This window comes from Nocardia sp. NPDC058640 (genome assembly GCF_042716995.1).
Taxonomy (GTDB): domain Bacteria; phylum Actinomycetota; class Actinomycetes; order Mycobacteriales; family Mycobacteriaceae; genus Nocardia.
In genome coordinates this window covers 128,560-149,760 of record NZ_JBHXRG010000005.1, presented here as the reverse complement: position 1 = coordinate 149,760, position 21,201 = coordinate 128,560, and the positions used below count along the sequence as shown (strand labels likewise).

Annotated in this window: 20 protein-coding genes; 10 read left to right on the top strand and 10 right to left on the bottom strand. The window is 66.7% G+C overall.

What is annotated here, in order from left to right; translation table 11 throughout:
- Window positions 1–144 precede the first annotated feature (144 nt).
- Window positions 145–2,763: an ATP-dependent Clp protease ATP-binding subunit gene (locus ACFWU5_RS09995; RefSeq protein ID WP_379266828.1), complete on the top strand. Its 2,619-nt coding sequence runs from the start codon at window positions 145–147 to the stop codon at window positions 2,761–2,763.
- Window positions 2,764–2,821: 58 nt separating this feature from the next.
- Here the strand turns inward: ACFWU5_RS09995 and ACFWU5_RS09990 are convergent, their stop codons facing one another.
- From ACFWU5_RS09990 to ACFWU5_RS09960, 7 genes are all read right to left on the bottom strand, one after another.
- Window positions 2,822–3,214, bottom strand: a complete 393-nt coding sequence (locus tag ACFWU5_RS09990; protein WP_379266827.1) for a hypothetical protein — start codon at window positions 3,212–3,214, stop codon at window positions 2,822–2,824.
- Between the two features lie 136 nt (window positions 3,215–3,350).
- Window positions 3,351–4,208, bottom strand: a complete 858-nt coding sequence (locus ACFWU5_RS09985) for a lytic polysaccharide monooxygenase (RefSeq protein WP_379241694.1) — start codon at window positions 4,206–4,208, stop codon at window positions 3,351–3,353.
- 419 nt (window positions 4,209–4,627) lie between these two features.
- Window positions 4,628–5,833 carry a cytochrome P450 gene (locus ACFWU5_RS09980; RefSeq protein ID WP_379266826.1) on the bottom strand — a complete coding sequence of 402 codons (1,206 nt, stop codon included), beginning with the start codon at window positions 5,831–5,833 and terminating at the stop codon, window positions 4,628–4,630.
- Complete coding sequence (locus ACFWU5_RS09975; RefSeq protein WP_379266825.1) at window positions 5,830–6,426, bottom strand: ATP/GTP-binding protein; 597 nt, start codon at window positions 6,424–6,426, stop codon at window positions 5,830–5,832. The genes ACFWU5_RS09980 and ACFWU5_RS09975 overlap by 4 nt, the downstream gene beginning before the upstream one ends.
- Complete coding sequence (locus ACFWU5_RS09970) at window positions 6,401–6,742, bottom strand: DUF742 domain-containing protein (RefSeq protein WP_379241691.1); 342 nt, start codon at window positions 6,740–6,742, stop codon at window positions 6,401–6,403. The genes ACFWU5_RS09975 and ACFWU5_RS09970 overlap by 26 nt, the downstream gene beginning before the upstream one ends.
- Window positions 6,739–7,152 (bottom strand): roadblock/LC7 domain-containing protein, encoded by a 414-nt coding sequence (locus tag ACFWU5_RS09965; RefSeq protein ID WP_379241690.1) that lies wholly within the window; start codon window positions 7,150–7,152, stop codon window positions 6,739–6,741. The genes ACFWU5_RS09970 and ACFWU5_RS09965 overlap by 4 nt, the downstream gene beginning before the upstream one ends.
- Window positions 7,130–8,509 carry a sensor histidine kinase gene (locus ACFWU5_RS09960; RefSeq protein WP_379266824.1) on the bottom strand — a complete coding sequence of 460 codons (1,380 nt, stop codon included), beginning with the start codon at window positions 8,507–8,509 and terminating at the stop codon, window positions 7,130–7,132. Before ACFWU5_RS09960 ends, ACFWU5_RS09965 begins: the two co-directional genes overlap by 23 nt.
- A 246-nt stretch (window positions 8,510–8,755) precedes the next feature.
- On the opposite strand from ACFWU5_RS09960, the gene ACFWU5_RS09955 reads away from it, so the two are divergent.
- A complete protein-coding gene (locus tag ACFWU5_RS09955) occupies window positions 8,756–9,187 on the top strand; it encodes an SRPBCC family protein (protein ID WP_379241688.1) in 432 nt (143 codons plus the stop codon).
- 51 nt (window positions 9,188–9,238) lie between these two features.
- Here the strand turns inward: ACFWU5_RS09955 and ACFWU5_RS09950 are convergent, their stop codons facing one another.
- Entirely contained in the window at window positions 9,239–10,768 is a 1,530-nt protein-coding gene (locus ACFWU5_RS09950) for a DHA2 family efflux MFS transporter permease subunit (protein WP_379266823.1), read from the bottom strand.
- A gap of 65 nt (window positions 10,769–10,833) precedes the next feature.
- Window positions 10,834–11,712, bottom strand: coding sequence for a 4-hydroxy-tetrahydrodipicolinate synthase (gene dapA, locus ACFWU5_RS09945; RefSeq protein ID WP_379266822.1), 879 nt, complete (start codon window positions 11,710–11,712; stop codon window positions 10,834–10,836).
- 70 nt (window positions 11,713–11,782) lie between these two features.
- Between dapA and ACFWU5_RS09940 the strand changes: the two genes are divergently transcribed.
- Window positions 11,783–12,655, top strand: coding sequence for a LysR family transcriptional regulator (locus ACFWU5_RS09940; protein WP_379266821.1), 873 nt, complete (start codon window positions 11,783–11,785; stop codon window positions 12,653–12,655).
- Between the two features lie 88 nt (window positions 12,656–12,743).
- Here the strand turns inward: ACFWU5_RS09940 and ACFWU5_RS09935 are convergent, their stop codons facing one another.
- Window positions 12,744–14,249 (bottom strand): PucR family transcriptional regulator, encoded by a 1,506-nt coding sequence (locus ACFWU5_RS09935; RefSeq protein ID WP_379266820.1) that lies wholly within the window; start codon window positions 14,247–14,249, stop codon window positions 12,744–12,746.
- Window positions 14,250–14,397: 148 nt separating this feature from the next.
- Between ACFWU5_RS09935 and uraD the strand changes: the two genes are divergently transcribed.
- Genes uraD through ACFWU5_RS09900 form a run of 7 tightly spaced genes read left to right on the top strand, consistent with a single transcriptional unit; the run spans window position 14,398 to window position 21,126 of the window.
- Window positions 14,398–14,931: a 2-oxo-4-hydroxy-4-carboxy-5-ureidoimidazoline decarboxylase gene (gene uraD / locus ACFWU5_RS09930; protein WP_379266819.1), complete on the top strand. Its 534-nt coding sequence runs from the start codon at window positions 14,398–14,400 to the stop codon at window positions 14,929–14,931.
- Entirely contained in the window at window positions 14,928–15,224 is a 297-nt protein-coding gene (uraH, locus tag ACFWU5_RS09925) for a hydroxyisourate hydrolase (protein ID WP_379266818.1), read from the top strand. Before uraD ends, uraH begins: the two co-directional genes overlap by 4 nt.
- Window positions 15,225–15,227: 3 nt before the next feature.
- Window positions 15,228–16,100, top strand: coding sequence for a factor-independent urate hydroxylase (gene pucL, locus ACFWU5_RS09920; protein WP_379241681.1), 873 nt, complete (start codon window positions 15,228–15,230; stop codon window positions 16,098–16,100).
- 13 nt (window positions 16,101–16,113) lie between these two features.
- Complete coding sequence (locus ACFWU5_RS09915; RefSeq protein ID WP_379266817.1) at window positions 16,114–16,983, top strand: FAD binding domain-containing protein; 870 nt, start codon at window positions 16,114–16,116, stop codon at window positions 16,981–16,983.
- Window positions 16,983–17,453 (top strand): (2Fe-2S)-binding protein, encoded by a 471-nt coding sequence (locus ACFWU5_RS09910; RefSeq protein WP_379241981.1) that lies wholly within the window; start codon window positions 16,983–16,985, stop codon window positions 17,451–17,453. The genes ACFWU5_RS09915 and ACFWU5_RS09910 overlap by 1 nt, the downstream gene beginning before the upstream one ends.
- Window positions 17,450–18,799, top strand: a complete 1,350-nt coding sequence (locus ACFWU5_RS09905) for an 8-oxoguanine deaminase (protein WP_379266816.1) — start codon at window positions 17,450–17,452, stop codon at window positions 18,797–18,799. Before ACFWU5_RS09910 ends, ACFWU5_RS09905 begins: the two co-directional genes overlap by 4 nt.
- Complete coding sequence (locus ACFWU5_RS09900; protein ID WP_379266814.1) at window positions 18,796–21,126, top strand: xanthine dehydrogenase family protein molybdopterin-binding subunit; 2,331 nt, start codon at window positions 18,796–18,798, stop codon at window positions 21,124–21,126. The genes ACFWU5_RS09905 and ACFWU5_RS09900 overlap by 4 nt, the downstream gene beginning before the upstream one ends.
- Window positions 21,127–21,201: the final 75 nt, after the last annotated feature.

Below are 21,201 nucleotides of genomic sequence, written 5' to 3'. Positions count from 1 at the left end.
GTCCGCCACACCTGCCGACATCGCCGATGTGAAACTGTCCAATTGCTTGCACACCGCCGGTGTATGCCGAAGTATTGCTAGCAGTACCGACCCGATCTTCATGAGTCGTCGCGATGAGCGGCGCAACGAGCGAAGAGGTGTGGAATGACTGCTAGCTGGCCGAGCTCGATGGACCCGTTCGACGACATCTTCCAGCGGTTTTTCGGTTCCGGGATGTCGTCGAAGCCTCCGGTGCAGCGCATGGACCTCGGCAGGCTGATGACCGACAACGCGAAGTTGCTGGTCGGTACCGCCCGCGAGGCCGCCCAGGAATGGGGAAACCCGGAAATCACCCCTGAGCACCTGCTCTACGCCGCCACCGAGGCCGAGCCGGGTCGCAGCATCGTGGCCGAGCTCAGCCTGGATCCCGATCAGGTCGCCGAGCAGATGGAGGACTACCTCGACACCGGCGAGCCCAGCGAGGACGACCTCGCCGACATCACGCTCAGCCCGTCGACCAAGCTCGCCCTGCGCGCGGCGCAACGGCAAGCGGCCCAGGCCGGCAGCAGCTACATCGGGCCCGAGCACATTCTGCTCGGCATCGCGTCGCTGCCCGACAGCGTGGCCGCGCAGGCCCTGGTCGCCGGGATCGCAGCCACCCAGAGCGGTGGCGTCCCCGCGCCGGGCACCCCGATGGCCACCGCGCCCTCGAAGCGTCAGCAGCCCGACTCCGAGACACCCACACTGGACGAATACGGCCGCGACCTCACCGCCGAGGCCCGTGAGGGGCTGATCGACCCGGTCGTGGGCCGTGCGGAGGAGATCGAGGAGACCATCGAGATCCTGTCGCGCCGGCGCAAGAACAACCCGGTGCTCATCGGCGATCCCGGTGTCGGTAAGACCGCGATCGTGGAGGGGCTGGCCCAGCGCATCGTCAACGGTGATGTGCCGGTGACCCTGGCCGACCGTCGCGTGATCGCGCTGGATGTCGGCTCGCTGGTGGCGGGCAGCAAGTATCGCGGCGAGTTCGAGGAGCGGCTGACCAAGATCCTCGACGAGGTCCGCGCGCACAAGGACGAGCTGATCATCTTCATCGACGAGCTGCACACCATCGTCGGTGCCGGTGGTGGCGGCGAAGGCGCGATGGACGCGGGCAACCTGCTCAAGCCGGCCCTGGCTCGCGGCGATCTGCACGTGGTCGGCGCGACCACCATCGACGAGTACCGCAAGTACATCGAGAAGGACGCCGCGCTGGAACGCCGATTCCAGCCGGTGATGGTGTCGGAACCCTCGGTCGACGACACCATCCAGATCCTGCGCGGCCTGGCCGATGTGTACGAGGAACACCACCAGGTCCGCTACTCCGACGAGTCGCTGGTCGCCGCGGCGCAGCTGTCGGATCGCTACATCACCGACCGGTTCATGCCCGACAAGGCGATCGACCTGGTCGATCAGGCGGGCGCGCGCGTGCGGCTGCGTTCGGGCACGCCCGACCCGGAGGTCAAGGCCAAGGACGAGGAGATCGCCCGGCTGTACCGGGAGAAGGACGCCGCGGTCGACAACGAGGACTACGAGAAGGCCAAGGCGCTCAAGGTCGATATCGCGGTCGCCGAAGAGGAACTGCAGGAGTCCGGGCTCACCGCGACCGAACCGGTCGTGGAGGTGGTCGACATCGCCGAGGTGATCTCGCGCCGCACCGGCATTCCGGTGGCCGATTTGACCGCGGAGGAGAAGCACAAGCTGCTGCAACTGGAAGACGTGCTGCACAAGCGGGTGATCGGCCAGAACGAGGCGATCGTGGCGGTCGCCGAAGCAGTGCGTCGCGCCCGTGCGGGCTTGAAGGATCCCAACCGGCCGATCGGCTCGTTCCTGTTCCTCGGCCCCACCGGCGTCGGCAAGACCGAGCTGGCCAAGGCACTGGCCGAGGCCGTGTTCGGCGACGAGGACCGGCTGATCCGGTTCGACATGAGCGAGTTCCAGGAGAAGCACACGGTCTCGCGACTGGTCGGTGCCCCTCCCGGATATGTCGGCTACGACGATGCCGCACAGCTCACCGACAAGGTGCGGCGTCAGCCGTATTCGGTGATCCTGTTCGACGAGGTCGAGAAGGCGCACCCCGATGTGTTCAATGTGTTGCTGCAGTTGCTCGATGACGGGCGCGTCACCGATTCCAAGGGCCGCACAGTCGATTTCAAGAACACGATCGTGATCATGACGTCCAATATCGGTTCCAACATCATCCTCGAGGCACCTCCCGGCGATCTCGATTCGATCGTGCCGGAGCTGGAAGAGATGCTGCGCCAGCACTTCCGGCCCGAGTTCCTCAACCGCATCGACGAGCAGATCGTGTTCCATCGCCTGGACATGGAGCAGCTGGAACAGATCGTGGAGCTGATCCTGGACCGCACCCGGCGCATGTTGGCCGCGCAGGACGTGGAACTCGATATCAGTCAGCCCGCGGTGGACTGGTTGAGCGAGCGCGGTTTTCAGCCCGAGTTCGGTGCGCGCCCGTTGCGTCGCACGGTACAGAAGGAGCTGGACAACCGGATCTCGCGACTGCTGCTCGACGGCGGTCTGCGCCCCGGCGGCACCGTCAAGGTCGATGCTGTCGACGGCGACCTGGTCGTGACCGCGGTGAACCCCGACGACGGCGACACCGACGCCAAGCCTGCCGGCAAGGCCGACACCAACGGCTCGGCGCCCGCGGCGAAGAAGGCGGCGAAGAAGCCCGCCAAGAAGGCCGCGAGTAAGAAGGGCGACGACAAGAAACTCGCGTCGAAGTAGGCCTTCACACGACTGTGGCCCCGGTTCACCAGAACCGGGGCCACAGGTGTCGCTGGGGTCAGCCGCCGGTGACGATGCAGGAATACCCGAACAGGAAACCCCTGCCCACCGAGACGTTCACGCTGTTGCCGATGCCGTCCTGGACGGCGGTCAGCGTGTGCGCCCCGGCATAAGACGGCACCCAGGGCAACCGGGCGATGCCGTCGGTCGGGGCGACCACGGCCAGCAGTGCGCCGTTGTCGTAGAACTCGACAGGAACGATGCCGACACTGAGCCTGGCCAGCAGCTGATGCGTGCACCCCGTCCCGTAGTTCGTCGACGAGCCGACGCTGAAATAGGGCTGCACGGTCAACTGCGAAACTCCGGCAGAGGCGGCGGGGGCACCGACCGTCGTGGTCAGCACAGCCGCCCCGAGTGCCGCGACGGTGAGGGCGAATTTCCTGTCACTCATAGTGTTCTCACGTCCTTGTGATGCGGGGCCGACCGAACGCGAGGCCGGCGAGTCGTTCCCCATCCTCACCCCATCCGGGGACCGAGTGTGGGAGAACACACAAACCGTTTCCCACTCATCGGCCTCGCCTCGATATCTACATCCGCGACCAGAGCGCGGGTGTGTTGGGCGGCGTCCAGTTCGGGTCGTGGACGGTGTGCGCCTGCCTGCAGCTGTAGGTCGCGCCCTGGTAGGTGACCTTGTCGCCGATGGCGTAGGTGGCGCCGTGCCGCCACGCGGATCCGGCGGGCGCGGCCGTGGTGGTCGGATGGTGATGTCCCGGCGTGGTGGTGGCGGGCGGTTTCGTGGTCGTGGCCGGCGGGTTCGTGGTGGTGACCGGCGGTTTGGTGGTGGTCGCCGGGGGTGTGGTGGTGGGCGCCGGAGTGCTGGTGGTCGGCTCGGATGTGGTGGGCTTCGGGGTGGTCGTGGTCGGCGTAGTGCCGCCACCGCCACCGACCTCCAGATCCACGCAACTGTAGAAGGCTGCCGCGGTATCGCCGATATTCCAGACCGCACGCAATTTCTGACGGCCGGAATATTTCGACAAATCGACGGTGTGCGTCACTTCCATCGACGGCTGCTCATTGCGCCCGTCGAACACCGCGACCCGGGTGTTGCCGATAAAGTATTCCCAATTCAACGTGCGATGGTTCGCGGTATTCTTCCACGTGAAACTCGCACTGCTGCCGACCTTTTGTGGTATCCAACCCAGATTGTCGTCATCGAGTTCGGGATACTTTCCGGCACTGCAGGTGGTCAGACCTTTCGCGCCTTCCACACTCTGTGGTTCGTATTTCACCGCACCGCAGGGCACCAGGCCACGGGCACATTGTTCCTGCCTGCTGGCCGGTCCGGTGACCCAACCGTGCGCATTCGCACTCGCGGCCGGAACCAGCGCGGTCACCAGCGGAGCCAATGCCGCGGCACCGGCGAAGAACAGAATTCGACTTCTCACTATCAATACTCCTTGGAAACGCACACGGAGGACAGCAGCCGGCTTGCTGTCCGGGGGAAACATTTCGAGCGATGACACTGAACACTTCGATATCGAACTGTGACTGGAAGGTTAGGGACGCGAAGATCAACCGTCAAGGGTCCTGGTAGCGAAAAATACCGCTACTCACGGGTATTCGCAGACCTTGTCAGCATTGTGCGAATTCAGCGAATAATCACCGTTTCGAACCAACCGGTATCGACTCGGAGCAAACGGTGAGTTATTTGCCCAGGTATCGCGCGTGCGCAGATTTGCCAGAGGGTGGAAATAGGTAGCCATGTTGGCAACAAGCCGCCTTACCCGTCCCGCGGCTGCCCCGCGAGGAGGTGCCTGGCAAACCTTGCGGGACTCCTCCAAAATCGTTGACGGGCCCGGCGATCTCAGGGCATGGGCAGCGGCGGAGTCTTCGGAAAGTTCACCGGCAACGCCGCCAGCGAACGATGGAACGGGCCGGGGCGCCACACCAATTCTTCGGCGGGTACCGCGAGGGTCAACTCCGGTAGGGCGTCGAGCAACTGGTCGATGGCGTCCTGGACGATCAGGTAGGCCACCGGCTTGGCGGGGCAGCCGTGGGGACCCGCGCTCCAGGCCAGATGCGCTCGGTTGTCGACCACGTCGCGCCCGGCGATGGCCGGATCGTTGTTGCACGCGGACATGCTGATCACCACCGGTTCGTGCGCGGGCAGCCAACTGTCGTCGATCAGGATCGGCTGCCGCGGGTAGGTCATGCAGAAGTTGGCCAGTGGCGGATCGGTGAACAGCACCTCGTCCAGTGCGTCGCGGGTGGACAGGCTGCCGCCTAGCACATTGCCCGCGAACCGGTCGTCGGTGAGCATCAGCCGCAGCGTGTTGACCACCAGGTTCAGCATGGGTTCGATGCCCGCGCCGTACAGCACCAGCAGTTGGTGCACCAACTCCTCGTCGGTCAGCGCCGCGGGATGGTGCAGCAGTCGGGTGGCGACGTCGTCGCCGGGCGCACGTTGCCGCAGCCCCACCAGATCAGCCAGCGCCGACGCGAGCAGGTTGTTGCCCGCTTCGGCGTCGTCGCCTTCGAAGATCTGCGCCATGCCGGTGGCGACCTGCTGGCCGATCTCGGGCGTACACCCCAGCATCGAGTTCAGGGCTTGGAACACCAGCGGAAAAGCGTACTGGCTCAACAGGTCTGCCGACCCTTCGGCACAGAAGCTGTTGATCAACGGGATCGCGAACTGTTCGACGGTGCTGTGCATCGCATACAGGTCGACACCCGCGATCGCGGCGACGTTGGCCTGCCGGTACCTGGCGTGGTCGGCTCCGGTGGTGCGCAGCGCGGCGGGGCGGAACTGCAGCATCGGCAGCACCGGGCAGTCCAGCGGTATGTCGCGTTCCCATGTGCGCGGGTCGGCGGGGAAGTGTTCGGGATCGTTGAGGATGCGCACGGCGGTGTGGTAGCCGATCACCAGGGTCGCCCGGATGCCCGGCGAAAGTTCCACCGGCACAACCGAACCGAACCGTGCGCGCATGTCCCGGTAGGCGGCCTGCGGATCGGCGGCGAACTCCGGCGCCCACATCGCCACCCGCTGGTCGGCGAAAACGTCCACCGTCATGATGCTTCCTGCCTGCGAAACAGATACTCCACCAACGTGATCAGCGCTTGCAGTCCTTGGTCGCGGCGGCGTGCGTCCAGCGCGATCACCGGTGTCTCCGGGGCCAGATCCAGTGCCTCGCGGACCTCGTCGAGTGGGTAGCGCCGGAATCCTTCGAATTCGTTGACCGCCACCGCATACGGCACCCCACGCTGTTCCAGCGCCGAGAGCACGTCGTCGGCTTTCTCGATGCGCCGCGTGTCCACCAGCACCAGCGCACCCAACGCGCCCCGTGCCAGTTCCTCCCACAGCGGCGCGAACCGTTCCTGCCCCGGCGTGCCGAAAAGGTACAGTGCCAGTTGCGGATTCAGGGTGATGCGGCCGAAATCCAGTGCGACAGTGGTCGATACCTTATTGCCCAGTCCCGCCAGGTCGTCGACCCCGATACTGGCCTCGGTGATCGTTTCCTCGGTGCGCAGCGGCCGGATCTCCGACACCCCGCACACGAACGTGGTCTTGCCGACCCCGAAATTGCCTGCGACCAGGATCTTCACCGACCGGGTCACGGTGTCCGCGACGTAGTCGATGTCATCCCGCGAGGGCGCGTAGACCATGCAGCACCTCCTTGATCAGGGCCAGTTCCGGTTTCACCTGGGCGGGCGTGGGGCAGTGCAGGTCACCGCGGTCGAGCAGATCGGACACGATGATCTTCACCACCGAGGCGGGCAGGTCGAGATAGGCCGACAGTTCCGCGATCGACAGGGCCCCGCGACGACTGGCCAACGCCAGCAGACGACGCTCGTCGGGCCGATGATCCGCGCGCGCGTCGTGCACGGCACGAACCAGGGTCACCAGGTCCAGGTCATGCGCGGCGCGCACCCGGCCGCCGGTGCGCACATAGGAGCGGACCAGGTCGGGATCGCGTCTCAATGCCCGCCACCGTGGCGCGGTGCGCTACCGATCTCGTGACCCACCCGCGAGGCCAGTTCGTTCATCCGATGCGCCACCAGTGCGACGTCGACATCGACGGTGGTCGCCACGCCCAGCAGCGCACCGGGCCCCGCGGCGGTGATCATGATCATGCCCTGGTCGTACTCGGTCATGTTCTGGCGCACCGCATTCGGCGGTCCGCCACAGAACTCCGCGAGCGCTTTACCCAGCGAGCGCAACCCCGAGGCGGCCGCGGCGAACCGTTCGGCGTCGTCTTTGACCACACCGCGGGAGTGCGCGATGCGCAGTCCGTCATCGGACAGCAGGACCGCGAAACGCACGCCCGGGATCTCCAGATCCTCGAGCAGCCACGCCAATCGGTTGGTGCTATCGGACACCGGTGTGCTCATCGGCTGATCCTTCCGTAGTTCGCCGCACCACAGCGGCGCGACCGCTGCGGGATCCGCTGTGCCAGGCAGCGGCCAGTTCGGGACGCGCGGGCCCCGACTCGATGGTGTCGCCCGCGGAATCCGGGGCGACAGGCCGGCGGCGGCGCTTGGGCAGCCCGCCGCTGGTGATCTCGTGGACCTCGGCGACCGGCTGGTGCACCGGCCCGACCGGCGCCGAAACATGCGCCTGCGCAACGAGTTCGGGCTCTACGACCCGGGGTGCGTCGCCGCTGACCAGCAGTGCCGACGGCACATAGATCATCGCCCGCATCCCACCGAAGATATTGGGCCCGTCCACATGCACGGTGAATCCGTAGCGCCGGGCCAGCGCCGCGATGCCGGGAAAACCGACCTTCGGCGCGGGGCCCAGATCGTGGATGTCCACGGGCCGTTCGCCACTGAGCACCGCGCGCGCGTCCTCGAGTTGTTCGGGGCTCATGCGCATGCCCGCGTCGTCGATGATGACGGTGACACCGTGATGGCCTTCCTGGAAACCGATCTCCACGAACGACGACGGCGGCGAGTAACGCAGCGCGTTGTCCAGCAGCGTGGCCATGGTGTGCACGAGCGGTTCGACCGCGCGGCTGATCACGATCCGATCGGACTGCCCCGACCGCACGCGCAGGAATTCGCGCACCCGCCCGGTGGCACCGCCCGCGACATCGGTGAGCGACTGCTGCGGCCAGCGTCGACCGGGCAGCCCGCCCGACACGATCACGTAGGACTGCGCCTGCCGGATCATCTGCTGCACGGTGTGGTCGATCCGGGTGAGCGTTTCGTAGATCGCGTCGTCGCGATGTTCGCGCAGCGCGGCGCTGACGACCTGGCCCAGATCGGTGCCCAGACTCACCACCGAGGTGCCGAACGAGCGCACCGCGGCGCTGGTGGCCGCTCGCGAAGTCGCCGCGAGCTCGGTGCGCGCGTGTTCGCGCGCGGCGGCTATTTCCTGCCCGCGACGTTGCTCGCCGTAGCGTTCGACCATCGCCCTGGTGTCCTCGGCGACCACGCGCAGATCCTCGGCATGGCCGGTGGCGATCCACTGCAGGGCCTGCCCGAACTGCGATTCGCCCAGCTCGACGGGCAGTTCCACCATCACCGCGGGGATCTCGTGTCTGCGCACCGCCGTAGTGATCGCGGGCAAGGTGGTCCGCGCCAGGTGCACGAGCGCGTTCTCGCAGGCCAGCCGTTCGCGGATGGCGGCGTCGGCGCGCAGTCGCTGGTTGCGTTCGTTGCGCATGGCCAGCACGCTCACCGCGATCGCGAGCAGCAACAGCGGTGCTCCGATGACGAGCAACAGCGCCGCAATTCCTGAGTTCATCAGATCTTTCGTCGTCGTGGATCTATGCCGCGACGCTGCATCGTTTCGGTTATCCGATCCACATGGCTCAGTTTCGGCGACTCGGTCACACTAGCAGCACCGTGAACCATAGCGGCGCGGATCATACTGTCTCACAACGGAATTGCTCTGTGAAACGGCCCAAACTACTGGACGGTTGACCTAGATCGGGTCACGAACCGCAGGTCCGGATGTCGCGGAACCGCGGGTACCGGATAACATCGCGGCGTGGCGAAACTGAAGCTCTCCGTCGATGTGCCCGTCCCGCCGGACCAGGCCTGGGCGCACGCGTCCGATCTCCCACACCTGGGCGACTGGCTGACCATTCACGAGGCGTGGCGTGGCGACCTGCCCGACGACCTGACACCGGGCACCGTGCTGGTCGGCATCGCCCGCGTGAAGGGCTTCCGCAACAAGGTCACCTGGAAGGTGCGCACCGCCGAGCCGCCGCGCAAGCTGGCACTGACCGGCACCGGCATCGGTGGCACGAAGTTCGGCCTGAGCCTGCTCGTGGAACCGCACGGCACCGGGTCCAAGGTGAGTGTGGACATCGATCTGGGTGGCGCGCCGCTGTTCGGCCCGATCGGATCCGCGGTGGCGAAGGCTCTGCGCGGCGATATCGAGCGTTCCCTGGAAATGTTCGTCAAGCTCTACGGCTGAGCACTGCAGCCGAAAGCCCGGACGCGAGTCGGCGTCCGGGCTTTCGTGTGTTCAGACCATCAAGGTGTCGGTGTCGACCGGTGCCTTGGGTTTGGTGCGTGGCAGGAAGAACGCGGGTATCAGCGTCAGCGCGGCCAGGATCACCGTGACCCAGTAGGTGTTGCTGAACGCGGTCGCGGCCAGTTCCAGCCCGTCGGCGATCACCGATTCCGGAACACCTTGGGCAAGTTCCGGTTTGGCCTTAGATGCCATTCCCAGCATGGCTTCGGGATGGTCGTTGATCTGCGCGGCCAGCACCACCGACATCGTCGCGGTGCCGATCGAGGCGGCGGTCTGGTTGATGATGTTCATCAGCGTGGAACCGCGCGCGACCTGACTGTGGGTCAGTGTCTGGATGGCGGCGGTCATCACCGGCATCATGGTGCAGCCCATGCCAAGACCCATCACGAACAGCGCGCCGCCGATCAGCAGGTACGAGGTGTCCGCGTGCAGTTGGGTGAAGCCGGCCAGTCCGATGGTGATGAACGTGACGCCGAACATCACGATCTTGCCCGGCCCGATCTTGTCGACGAGGAAGCCCGCGACCGGCATGGTCAACATGGCGCCGATGCCCTGTGGCGCCAGCAGCAATCCGGTGTCGAAGGCGGTCTCACCGCGCACCTGCTGCAGGTAGTTGGGCAGCAGGAACCCGGCGCCGAAGAACGCGATGGCGAACAGCGACATCGTCAGCACCGCGGAGCGCAGCGACGAGTTCGCGAACAGGCGGATGTCGATCAGCGGGTGCTCGGTGCGCAGTGCGTGGAACACGAACAGCACCAGCAGCACCGCGCCGATGATCGCGGGGATCAGCACGCGCGCGGCGAGCACGGTGCCCTTCTCCGGGATCGAGGACACACCGAACAGGAACAGGGCCAGGCCCGGCGAGGCCAGCAGCATGCCGACGAAGTCGAACGATTCCGACGGTTTGGGCTTGTCGGAGGGGAACACGATGAAGGCCAGCACCAGCGCGAGCAGTCCCAGTGGCAGGTTGATCAGGAAGATCCAGTGCCAGCTGAACGAGTCGATGAGCCAGCCGCCCAGGATCGGCCCGCAGATGGGTCCGAGCAGCATCGGCACGCCCAGCACCGCCATCACCCGCCCGATCCGTTGCGGGCCCGCGGCGTGGGTCATGATCGTCATGCCCAGGGGCATCAACATGCCGCCGCCGATGCCTTGCAGCACCCGGAACGCGATCAGCGATTCGATACTCCATGCCATCGAACACAGCACCGAGCCGAGGATGAAGAACGTCAGCGCGGCCATGTAGAGGCGTTTGGTGCCGAAGCGGTCGGCGGCCCAGCCTGTCATCGGGATCACCGAGGCCAGGGCCAGGGTGTAGCCGGTCATGGTCCAGGCCACGACCTCGACCGAGGCTTGGAATTCGTGCATGAAGGTCGGGATCGCCACGGTGACCACGGTGATGTCGAGAATCGACATCACGGCGCCGAGGACGACCACGCCGGCCACCTTGAGTACGGCGGCGTCCAGCTTGTCGGTTGTTGGATCGGGCCCGGTGGCGCCGATATCCGGAGGTTTCGTCACCGTTTAAGCCAAGCACTTTTCGGTCCCGAAGACCAGTGAAATCTACTGTTCGTGATTTCGGCGCGTCATACCCGCGTGATCGTCGCGGCCAAGGCGGCGCTGGTCGCGGCGGGCGAGGCGGGCAGCATGGGCAGTCGAACGGCCGGGCTCGAGATCTCGCCACGCTCGGCCAGTACTGCCTTGATGACCGTGGGGTTGGGTTCGGCGAACAGGGCGGCGGCCAGTGCGTCGAGGCTGTTGCCGATGGTGCGGGCTCTGGCGATGTCGCCGGTTTGCCATGCCGCGATGAGGTCGGCGTATTCGCGGGGTGCGATGTTGGCGGCGGCGAGGATGGCGCCCTGTGCGCCTAGTGCGAGCAGGGGTGAGGCGAAGCGGTCGTCACCGCACAGCACTGTCGTGCCTGTTTCGGCGGCCATCAATTCGACTGTGGCCGTGTCGATTCCGCCGACGGCGTGCTTGAAGCCGGCGATGTTCGGGGTGTTGGCGAGACGGATCAGGGTGGCTCCGCTGAGTGGGCGGCCGGTGCGGTACGGGACGTCGTAGACGATCAGCGGGGCCGGGCTGACCGCCGCCAATTGCGTGAAGTGTGCGATCACGCCTTCCTCGCTGGGGCGCACGTAATAGGGCACTACCGACAGAATCGCCGCCACGGGATGTGGGAGCGCCGTGATCGCCTCGACCGATTCCGCGGTGGCGTTGCCGCCCGCGCAGGCGATCAGTGGGGTGTTGCGTTGCGCGCTCACGCCCGCACAGATGTCGAGTACGCGTGCCCGCTCAACCGATGTGAGCGCGGAGGGCTCGGCGGTGGTGCCCAGCGCGACCAGACCGGTGGCGCCAGCATCGAGGACGGCGTTGGCGTGGCGTTCGAGGGCGACCGGATCGAGTGCGCCGTCGGCGGTGAACGGGGTGATCAAAGGGACGAACAGTCCGTGTAGCGATGTCATAGCTCCATGGTCAGGCTTGACAATCATTAGGTCCAGTACGCATTCATGATGCCGACCGTAAGCTGAACTGATGCTCGATGTCCGCAAACTTCGCCTCCTGCGCGAACTCGCCCACCGTGGCACCATCGCGGCTGTCGCCGAAGCGCTCAGTTACACGCCCTCGGCGGTGTCGCAACAACTCACCGCTCTGGAACGCGAAGCGGGTGTCCCCCTGCTGGAACGCTCGGGCCGCCGCGTAACCCTGACCCCCGCCGCCGAACTCTTGGTCGGCCACACGGAAACGATCCTGGCCGCCCTCGAACACGCCGACGCCGAATTGGCCTGCACCCGTGATGAATTGGCGGGCACCCTGCGCATCGGATCCTTCCCCACCGCCGCCCGCACCCTCCTGTCCCCCGCCCTGGTCACCCTGAGCAACAACCACCCCCGCCTGGAACTCACCGTCACCGAGATCGACCCCGCCGACGTCCCCAACGCCCTGCGAGCAGGCACCCTCGACATCGCCCTGACCCACGACTACGACCTGGTCCCCACCGACCCCGACCCCTCCCTAAACACCGAGCCCCTGCACACCGAAACCGTCTACCTGGCCACCCGAAACCCGGTCCCCACCAAGAATTCCCTGCAAGCCCACCGCCAATCCCCCTGGATAGCAGGCACACCCGGCACCCTCTGCCACACGCTGACGCTACGGGCCTGCCAGGCAACAGGTTTCACCCCCCACATCCGCCACCACGCCGACGACTTCGACACCGTCCTCACCCTCGTAGCCGCAGGCGCAGGCACCGCCATAGTCCCCGCCCTAGCCCTCTACGCCCCACCCGACAACATCACCCTCACCCCCCTCCCCATCCACCGCCACACCCACCTCGCCTACCGAAACGGCACCGGCCTACACCCCACCATCCACGCCGCCCGCACAGCCCTCCACGCCACGGCGTAGAACCCCTCGTCGCCGTGCAATTCACGCTGAAATACCAACTGGCCCTTCGTCCCACCCAGCAATCGCCCGTGGCCGCGTGCGACCACTATCAGCGCAAAGCCAGGGCGAGGAAGAAGTCGACGCGGTCTTCCAGGCGGGAGAGGTCTCGGCCGGTGAGTTCTTCGATGCGTTGGATGCGGTAGCGCAGGGTGTTGACGTGCACGTGGAGCAGGTCCGCGGACTTGGTCCATGAGCCGGAGGCTTCGAGGAAGGTTTCCAGGGTGTGGACCAGGTCGGAGCGGTTGTCCTGGTCGTAGTTGGTGAGTGGGTCGAGCAGGCGCAGGCGGAACATGCGGCGGACCTCGTCGGGGACGCTGGCCAGTAGCAGCATGTGGGTGGCCAGTTCGTCGTGGCCTACCACGCTGGTGGGCTGGTGGCGGTCGGCGGCGAGTCTGCGGGCGTAGCGGGCTTCCTCGACGGCGCCGCGCAGACCTTCGCCGTCGACGACTCCGCTGACGCCCACCGATAGTCGGCTGCCGCGCAGGCCGGGCTCCAAAGCTGCTACGGCCCGGTGGATTTCATCGATCACTGATCCTTCGGCGCCTGCGGGGATCAGGGCGATCGCCTCGCCGTCGACGACACCGGCGGCAGGCCCTCTGCCGTACAGGATTTCACGCAGCAGCACTCGTAATTCGCCGGGGCGCAATGAATCTGCTTGTGCCGCAGCCACGACCGCGATGTAGGACTCGGCGGGACCCAGGCCGGTCAGTTCGAGGCGGGAGATGATCTCGGCGGGCTTGGCGTCGGACACGATCAGTTCGATGAGTTCCTGCGCGAGACGACCTTCCGCGCTCTGCCGGTCGTCCTGGCGGGCGCGTTCGAGGGACACGACCGCGGCCAGTTCGCCGGTGAGGGCGCGGCGCTCTTCGGGCCAGTCGCCGACATCGCCCTCGAAGACCAGAAACCAGTCCGCTGCCCGGGAGGTGCTGTGCTCGTCGACGGCGAACAGCGAGTAACGGGTGCCGGCGACGGTGAGGACGTGCGGGAGTCGGCGGGCGTTGAGGAAGGCGGCGGTCACCTCGGTGGGGGGCGGGGGTGGGCCCGCCACTACCCGCCCGGTCGAGGCCATCACCCAGCAGCGCATCCCGAGGTCGCGTTCGATGAGCTCGAGCACCGAGCCCAGTCCGGTGCCCGCGACCAGTTGTCGGTGCCGGTCCAGGATCGCGGTCAGGTCCGCGGCACGCCCGGTCGACAGGTTGCGGGTGATCCGCTCGGTGACCGTGGCGAACGCGACGCTCTCCGGAACACGGAACAGCGGGATGCCGTACTTGGTGCACGCGTCGACCACGTCCGGCGGTGCGCCGCCGTACCTGGCGTCACCGGCGGCCAGGCCTGCCACGCCCGCTCGAGCCAGTGCGCCGACGAACACGTCACTGCCTGCGGGGTCGTCGCGCCACTGCAGCCCGGTCAGGACGAGTTCACCGCCGGAGAGGTAGCGGCCGGGGTCGAGCATGTCCGTGGTTACCACCCAGCGCACGAATCGGTCGAGCTGATCCTCGCCGGTGACGAGCTCCAGCCCCAGGTCGGTCATGGTGAGCAGGGATCGCAGGCGCACGGTGTGGACGCTAACAGCCGGGCGGCTTGGACATACCTACAAAGTATTCACTGTGAACTGGCACACAGTTCAGATCAATCGTTTCTAGCTGCGCAGACCCCGGGCGGGTGTACTTACCTGACACGTTGAACCGCCGAGGGGAGAGCACATGTCAGGCAAGATCGACTGGCTCAACACACTGCCTCCCGACCGCGCGGAAGCCGAGCTGCTGCCCTGCTGCGCCTCCCTTACCTGGGCACGCAAAGTGGTGGCGCGCAGTCCTTATAGCAACAGCGACAGCCTGATCGAAGCCGCGGTGGCCGGAGTACGCGAATTGGGTTGGCCGGAGGTAGAGCAGGCACTCTCCGCACACCCGCGCATCGGCGACAAAGCCGCAGTGGACATTTCGGCTCCCGACTCGAAACAGGCACAGCGCGAAGCGAATTGGTCGCGCACCGAGCAATCCGCCGCCGCGACCGCCGACCCCGCGGTACTGCGGGAGCTCGCCGAAGGAAACCTCGCCTACGAACAACGATTCGGGCATGTCTTCCTGATCCGCGCGACCGACCGAAGCGCCCAGGAAATGCTGTCTGAACTGCGCAAACGTCTGGACAACGATGTCGAAGACGAGCGCGCGGTCATCCAGTCCGAACTCGCCGAGATCACCGCACTGCGGGTGCGCAAGTTGCTGGAGGACCGGTGAGCCTGTCCACCCACGTGCTCAACGCGGCAACCGGCCGCCCCGCCGCCGGCCTGCTCGTCCGACTGACGGCGCAGGACATCACGCTCGCCGAGCATCGCACCGACCACGACGGCCGCATCACAGGCCTGCCGACCCCCGAAGCCGGCGTGCACCGCCTGATTTTCGAGACCGGCGACATCAGCCCGTTCTACCCGCGGGTCTGCATCGACTTCACCATCGCAGACCCGCAGCAGCACCATCACGTGCCGCTGCTGGTGAGCCCGTATTCCTACTCCACCTATCGAGGTAGCTGAACAATGTCGATCACGCTGGGCCCCAATAGATATGGCAAGTCGGAGAACCGCGTCGTGCGGGTGACGAGAACCGGTGGCGTGCACGAGATCCGGGATCTCAACGTCAGTGTCGCGTTGTCCGGCGACATGGACGACACCCATCTCACCGGCGGCAATGCCGCGGTGCTGCCGACCGACACCCAGAAGAACACCGTGTTCGCCTTCGCGAAGGAGCACGGCATCTCCTCGCCGGAGGCGTTCGGCCTGCTGCTGGCGCGGCATTTCGTCGACTCGCAGCCGACCATCGACCACGCCAGGGTCAGTCTCGAGGAATTCGCGTGGGAACGCATCCCGGTCGCGGGCAACCAGCAGCACTCGTTCGTGCGTTCCAACCAGGAGACCAGGACCGCCCGCGTCCACTACGACGGCGACAACGCCTGGGTCGTCACGGGATTGAAGGACCTGGTGGTCTTGAACTCCACCGGCTCGGAGTTCCACGGCTACATCAAGGACCAGTACACGACCTTGACCGAAGACTATGACCGGGTGCTGGCCACCGAGGTCAACGCGCAGTGGCGGCACAGCACCATCCCCGACGACTGGGACAAGTCCTACCTCGACGCCCGCCGGTGCCTGCTGGAGGCGTTCGCGCAGACCCACAGCCTGTCGTTGCAGCAGACCCTCTACGCCATGGGCTCCCGGGTGCTCGATACGTGTCCACAGATTTGCGAGGTCCGGCTGGCGTTGCCCAACAAGCACCATTTCGCGGTGGATCTCTCCCGGTTCGGCCTGGACAACGACAACGAGGTGTACTGGGCCGCCGACCGCCCCTACGGCCTCATCGAAGGCTCGGTCCTGTCCGAACACGCCCCCGACGCCGGACCGGCCTGGGACTGAAGCGGGAGTGACGATGGACTTTCTCCGACCGACCAGCTGGGCGCAAGCGCTGGAACTGAAGGCGCAGCGCCCCGACGCCACCCCGATCCAGGGCGGCACCGACATCATGGTCGAGCTCAACTTCGACCGGGGCCGCCCCGCCGCGTTGCTCGACCTCAACCAGTGCCGTGAGCTGTTCGACTACCAGGAGCTCGACGGCAAGCTCCGGATCGGCGCCGGCGTGCCCTACGTGCGGATCATCAACAGACTCGGCGACCGGCTGCCGGGCTTGGCGCAGGCTTCCCGCACGGTCGGTTCGCCGCAGATCCGCAACCGGGGCACCGTCGGCGGCAACCTCGGCGGCGCGTCGCCTGCCGGTGACGCCCACCCCGCGCTGCTCGCCGGTGAGGCGGTGGTCGAAGTGGAATCCGCCGCGCGCGGCACCCGGATGATCGCGATCGACGACTTCTACGTGTGGGTGAAGAAGAACGCTCTCGAGCCCGACGAGCTGATCCGCGCGGTGTGGCTGACACCCGCGCAGGGGCCGCAGTACTTCGCCAAGGTCGGCACCCGCAACGCCATGGTGATCGCGGTGTGCTCGTTCGCCATCGCGTTGTACCCGCAAACCCGCTCGGCACGGACTGGTATCGGCTCAGCCGGCCCGACCCCGCTGCGTGCGACGCTGGCCGAGGAATTCCTTGCCGCACAGCTGAACTGGGACAACCCGGCCCCGCTCACCGAGCCCGTGCTGCGCGAATTCGGCACCCTCGCCGCTGCCGCCGCGAAACCGATCGACGACGTGCGTGGCACCGCCGACTACCGCACACACGCACTGTCGGTGCTCGCGCGCCGCACTGTGACCTGGGCATGGAACGACCATCTAGCGGAGAGCAGGGCAGCCTGATGCGCGTGACCTTCGATGTGAACGGTTCGACGGAAACCGTCGACGACGTGTGGGAGGGCGAGAGCCTGCTCTACATGCTGCGCGAGCGAATGGGCCTTCCCGGCTCGAAGAACGCGTGCGAGCAGGGCGAATGCGGTTCCTGCACAGTCTATTTGAACGGCACACCGGTCTGTTCCTGTCTCGTGGCCGCGGGCCAAGCCGAAGGTTGTTCGGTGCGGACCGTGGAGGGCCTGGCCAACGGCGACCAACTCGACCCGATGCAGCAGGCGTTCGTCGAAGCCGGCGCGGTCCAATGTGGTTTCTGCACACCGGGTCTCATCGTGCAAGCCCACGACCTGATCGAGCACAACCCCGACCCGTCCGACGTGGAGATCCGCGAGGCGCTGGCCGGAAACCTGTGCCGCTGCACCGGTTACGAGAAGATCCTCGACGCGGTACGCCTGGCGGCCCAACGAAAGGCGGCGCGATGACCAGGGTCGTGATCGACAACGCCTACATCGCCCCGGTCGTCGGACCGGAGATCGCCTCGGGCCATCTCGTGGTCGACAACGGCCGGATCGAGTCGCTGGGCCCGGGACCCGCGCCCGTGACACCGGGTGCCCAGCGCATCGACGGCACCGGCTGCCTGGTCACCCCCGGCCTGGTCAACACCCACCACCACCTCTACCAGTGGGCCACCCAGGGCTTGTTCCAGGACTCGACGCTGTTCGAATGGCTGACGGGGCTGTACCGGACGTGGGCGCGGATGGACGCCGAGGTCGTCTACGGCGCCGCGTCGGCGGGTTTGGGTTGGCTGGCGCTGACCGGCTGCACGACCAGCAGCGACCACCACTACATCTTCCCCAAGGGCCGCGGCGACCTGTTCGAGGCGCAGGTGCGCGCCGCGCGGGAGATCGGTCTGCGCTTCCACCCGTGCCGCGGCTCGATGGACCGCGGGCAGGCCGACGGTGGCCTGCCACCGGACGAGGTGGTCGAGGACCGCGACGAAATCCTGGCCCACACCACCGAAGTCATCGACACCTATCACGATCCGTCCTTCGATTCGATGCTGCGGGTCGCCGTCGCGCCCTGCTCACCGTTCTCGGTCAGCGAGGGTCTGATGCTCGATGCCGCCACTTTGGCGCGAGCCAAAGGTGTTCGCCTACATACCCATCTCGCTGAAACCCTCGACGAACACCAGCACTGTGTCGAGCAGATGGGTTGCAGCCCTGTCGAATACATGGACAAGCTCGGCTGGCTCGGCGAGGACGTCTGGTTCGCGCACGCGGTGCACCTGCACGACGCCGACATTCGCCGGTTCGCCGAAACCGGCAGTGGCACAGCGCATTGCCCGAGTTCCAACGCCAGACTCGGTGCGGGTATCGCGCGGGTCACCGATCTGCTCGCCGCGGGGGCTCCCGTGGGTCTGGGTGTGGACGGTGCGGCGTCGAGTGAGCTGACGTCGCTGGCCGGCGAGATGCGCCAGGCCATGCTGTTCCAGCGTGCGGTGAAGGGTCCGACGGCGTTCACCGCCCGCCAAGCCCTCGAGGTCGGAACATTGGGCGGCGCACGCAATCTCGGCCGCCACCACGAGCTCGGCAGCCTCGAGCCCGGCAAGCTCGCCGACATCGCGATGTGGCGCGTCGACGGGTTCCGCGCCGCGGTCGAGGATCCCGTGTGCGCCCTGGTCTTCGGCCCGACGCCGCCACTGGCCCGGCTGCTCGTGGGTGGAAGGACCGTGGTGGAGAACGACGAACTGCGCACCGTCTCGCACGATGCGGTCGGCAGGGCGGGCGCGGCGGCGCGGAAACGTTTGATGCGAGAGGACTTTCGATGACTGCGGCACCCACCACCCGATTCCCCCGCGAGATCGCCGCGCCGGGCAAGGGCGGCATCGGCGAGAGCCCGCTGCGTCCCGACGGCACCCTCAAGGTGAAAGGCGAATTCGCCTACTCCTCCGACCTGTGGATGGACGGCATGCTGTGGGGCGCGACCCTGCGCAGCCCGCACCCGCGCGCCATCATCCGCAGCATCGATATCGCACCCGCGCTGGCCATCGCCGGTGTGCACGCGGTGCTCACCGAGCAGGACGTGCCCGGTCGCAAAATGTACGGGCTCGACCACACCTGGGACCAGCCGGTCCTGGCCATCGGCGAGGTGCGCCACCAAGGCGAACCCATCGCCCTGGTCGCCGCCGACCATCCCGAGACCGCCCGCCGCGCCATCATGGCCATCGAGATCGATTGGGAGATACTGGAACCCATCACCGACCCGATGGCGGTGATCTCGGCGCCGAAACGTCTGGCGGTGCAGGAACGCGGCGGAATCGCCCGCCACCAGCCGGTGCGCGTCGGCGACATCACGCGGGGCCGCGCCATGGCCACGGTGGTGGTAACCGAGGAGTTCGAAGTCGGCATCCAGGACCAGGCGTTCCTGGGTCCCGAATCCGGCATGGTCGTTCCCGCCGAAGACGGCGGCCTCGAGTTCTACGTCGCCACCCAGTGGATGCACAACGACGCCTCCCAGATCGGCCCGTGCCTCGGCCTGGCCGACGACCAGATCCGCATGACCATGGCCGGTGTCGGTGGCGCCTTCGGCGGCCGCGAGGACCTGTCCATGCAGATCCACGCCGGCATGCTGGCCCTACGCACCGGCAAGCCGATCAAGATGGTGTACAACCGCGAGGAATCGTTCTTCGGGCACGTGCACCGCCACCCGGCGAAGATGCTCTACGAATACGGCGCCGACGCCGCCGGAAAGCTCACCTACGCAAAGGTTCTCATCGTTCTCGACGGTGGCGCCTACACCTCGGCGACACTGAACGTCACCGGCAACGCGGCATCGCTCGCGGTGGGACCGTACGAGATTCCGCATATCGAGATCGACGCCTACGGTGTCTACACCAACAACCCGCCGTGCGGGGCGATGCGTGGATTCGGCGCTGTCCAAGCGTGTTTCGCGCACGAATCCATGATGGACAAGGTCGCGCAGGCGCTGGGACTTGATCCGGTGCGGGTGCGCCAGATCAACGCCGTCTCACAGGGTTCGACCCTGGCCACCGGACAGGTGCTGCACGCGCCGACACCGCTTCTGGAAATGCTCGATCAGGTGCGCGCGATCCCGCTGCCGCCGGCCTTGGACGCCTCCGACATCAGGAACCTGCCCGGTGGCGCTTCGCAGACCACCCACGGTGAGGGCGTGGTGCGCGGCATCGGCTACGGCGTCGGCATCAAGAACATCTGCTTCTCCGAGGGCTTCGACGACTTCTCCACTGCCCGTGTGCGTTTGGAGGTCATCGGTGGCGAACCGGTCGCGCTCGTACACACCGCCGCGGCAGAGGTCGGTCAAGGCCTGATCACTGTCGAGGCACAGATCGCCCGCACCGAACTCGGCATCGACGCGGTGGTCATCCACCCCGCCGACCTCGGTGTCGGCGACGCGGGCTCCTCCTCGGCCTCCCGGCAGACCTACATGACCGGCGGCGCGGTGAAGACGGCCTGCGAGGCGGTGCGAACGCGCCTGCTCGAACTCGCCGTCACCCAGGGTCACGCCCACGCCGCGCACCTGATCGGCGGCAAGGTCGTGTCGACAACGGGGGAAGTGCTCGCGGCGATCGTCGACGTCCTCGATGAGGGGGTCATCGAAGAAACCCGCGAATACCACCACCGCCCGACCACCGGGATGGACCCGGTGACCGGCCAGGGCACCAGCCACACCCAACTGGCGCTGTGTGTGCACCGCGCCGTGGTCGACGTCGATACCGAACTGGGCCTGGTCAAGGTCGTCGCCCTGGACGCGGTCCAGGACGTCGGCAAGATCATGAACCGCCTGTCGCTGGAGGGCCAGATCCACGGCGGCTCAGCGCAGGGCCTCGGCCTGGCAGTGATGGAGGAAATTCAGGTCAGGAACGGAAAAGTGCTCAACCCGTCCTTCACGGACTATCTGATCCCCACCATCCTCGATACGCCTCCACAGAAGCTCGAGATTCTCGAGAACGCCGATCCGCACGCCCCCTACGGGCTGCGCGGCGCGGGAGAGCCGCCCACCCTCTCTTCGACCCCGGCGATCGCAGCGGCCATTCGTGACGCGTGCCGATCGCAGGGCGGAAACGTGCACATCAACCGTGTGCCGGTGCGACCGGAAGACATCATCCGGAGCAGTTGATCAACAGGGGCAACCTGCCCGGCAGGACAGACCCCGCAACAGCAGTACCCGAACCGAGCGGTCCGACAGGACCGT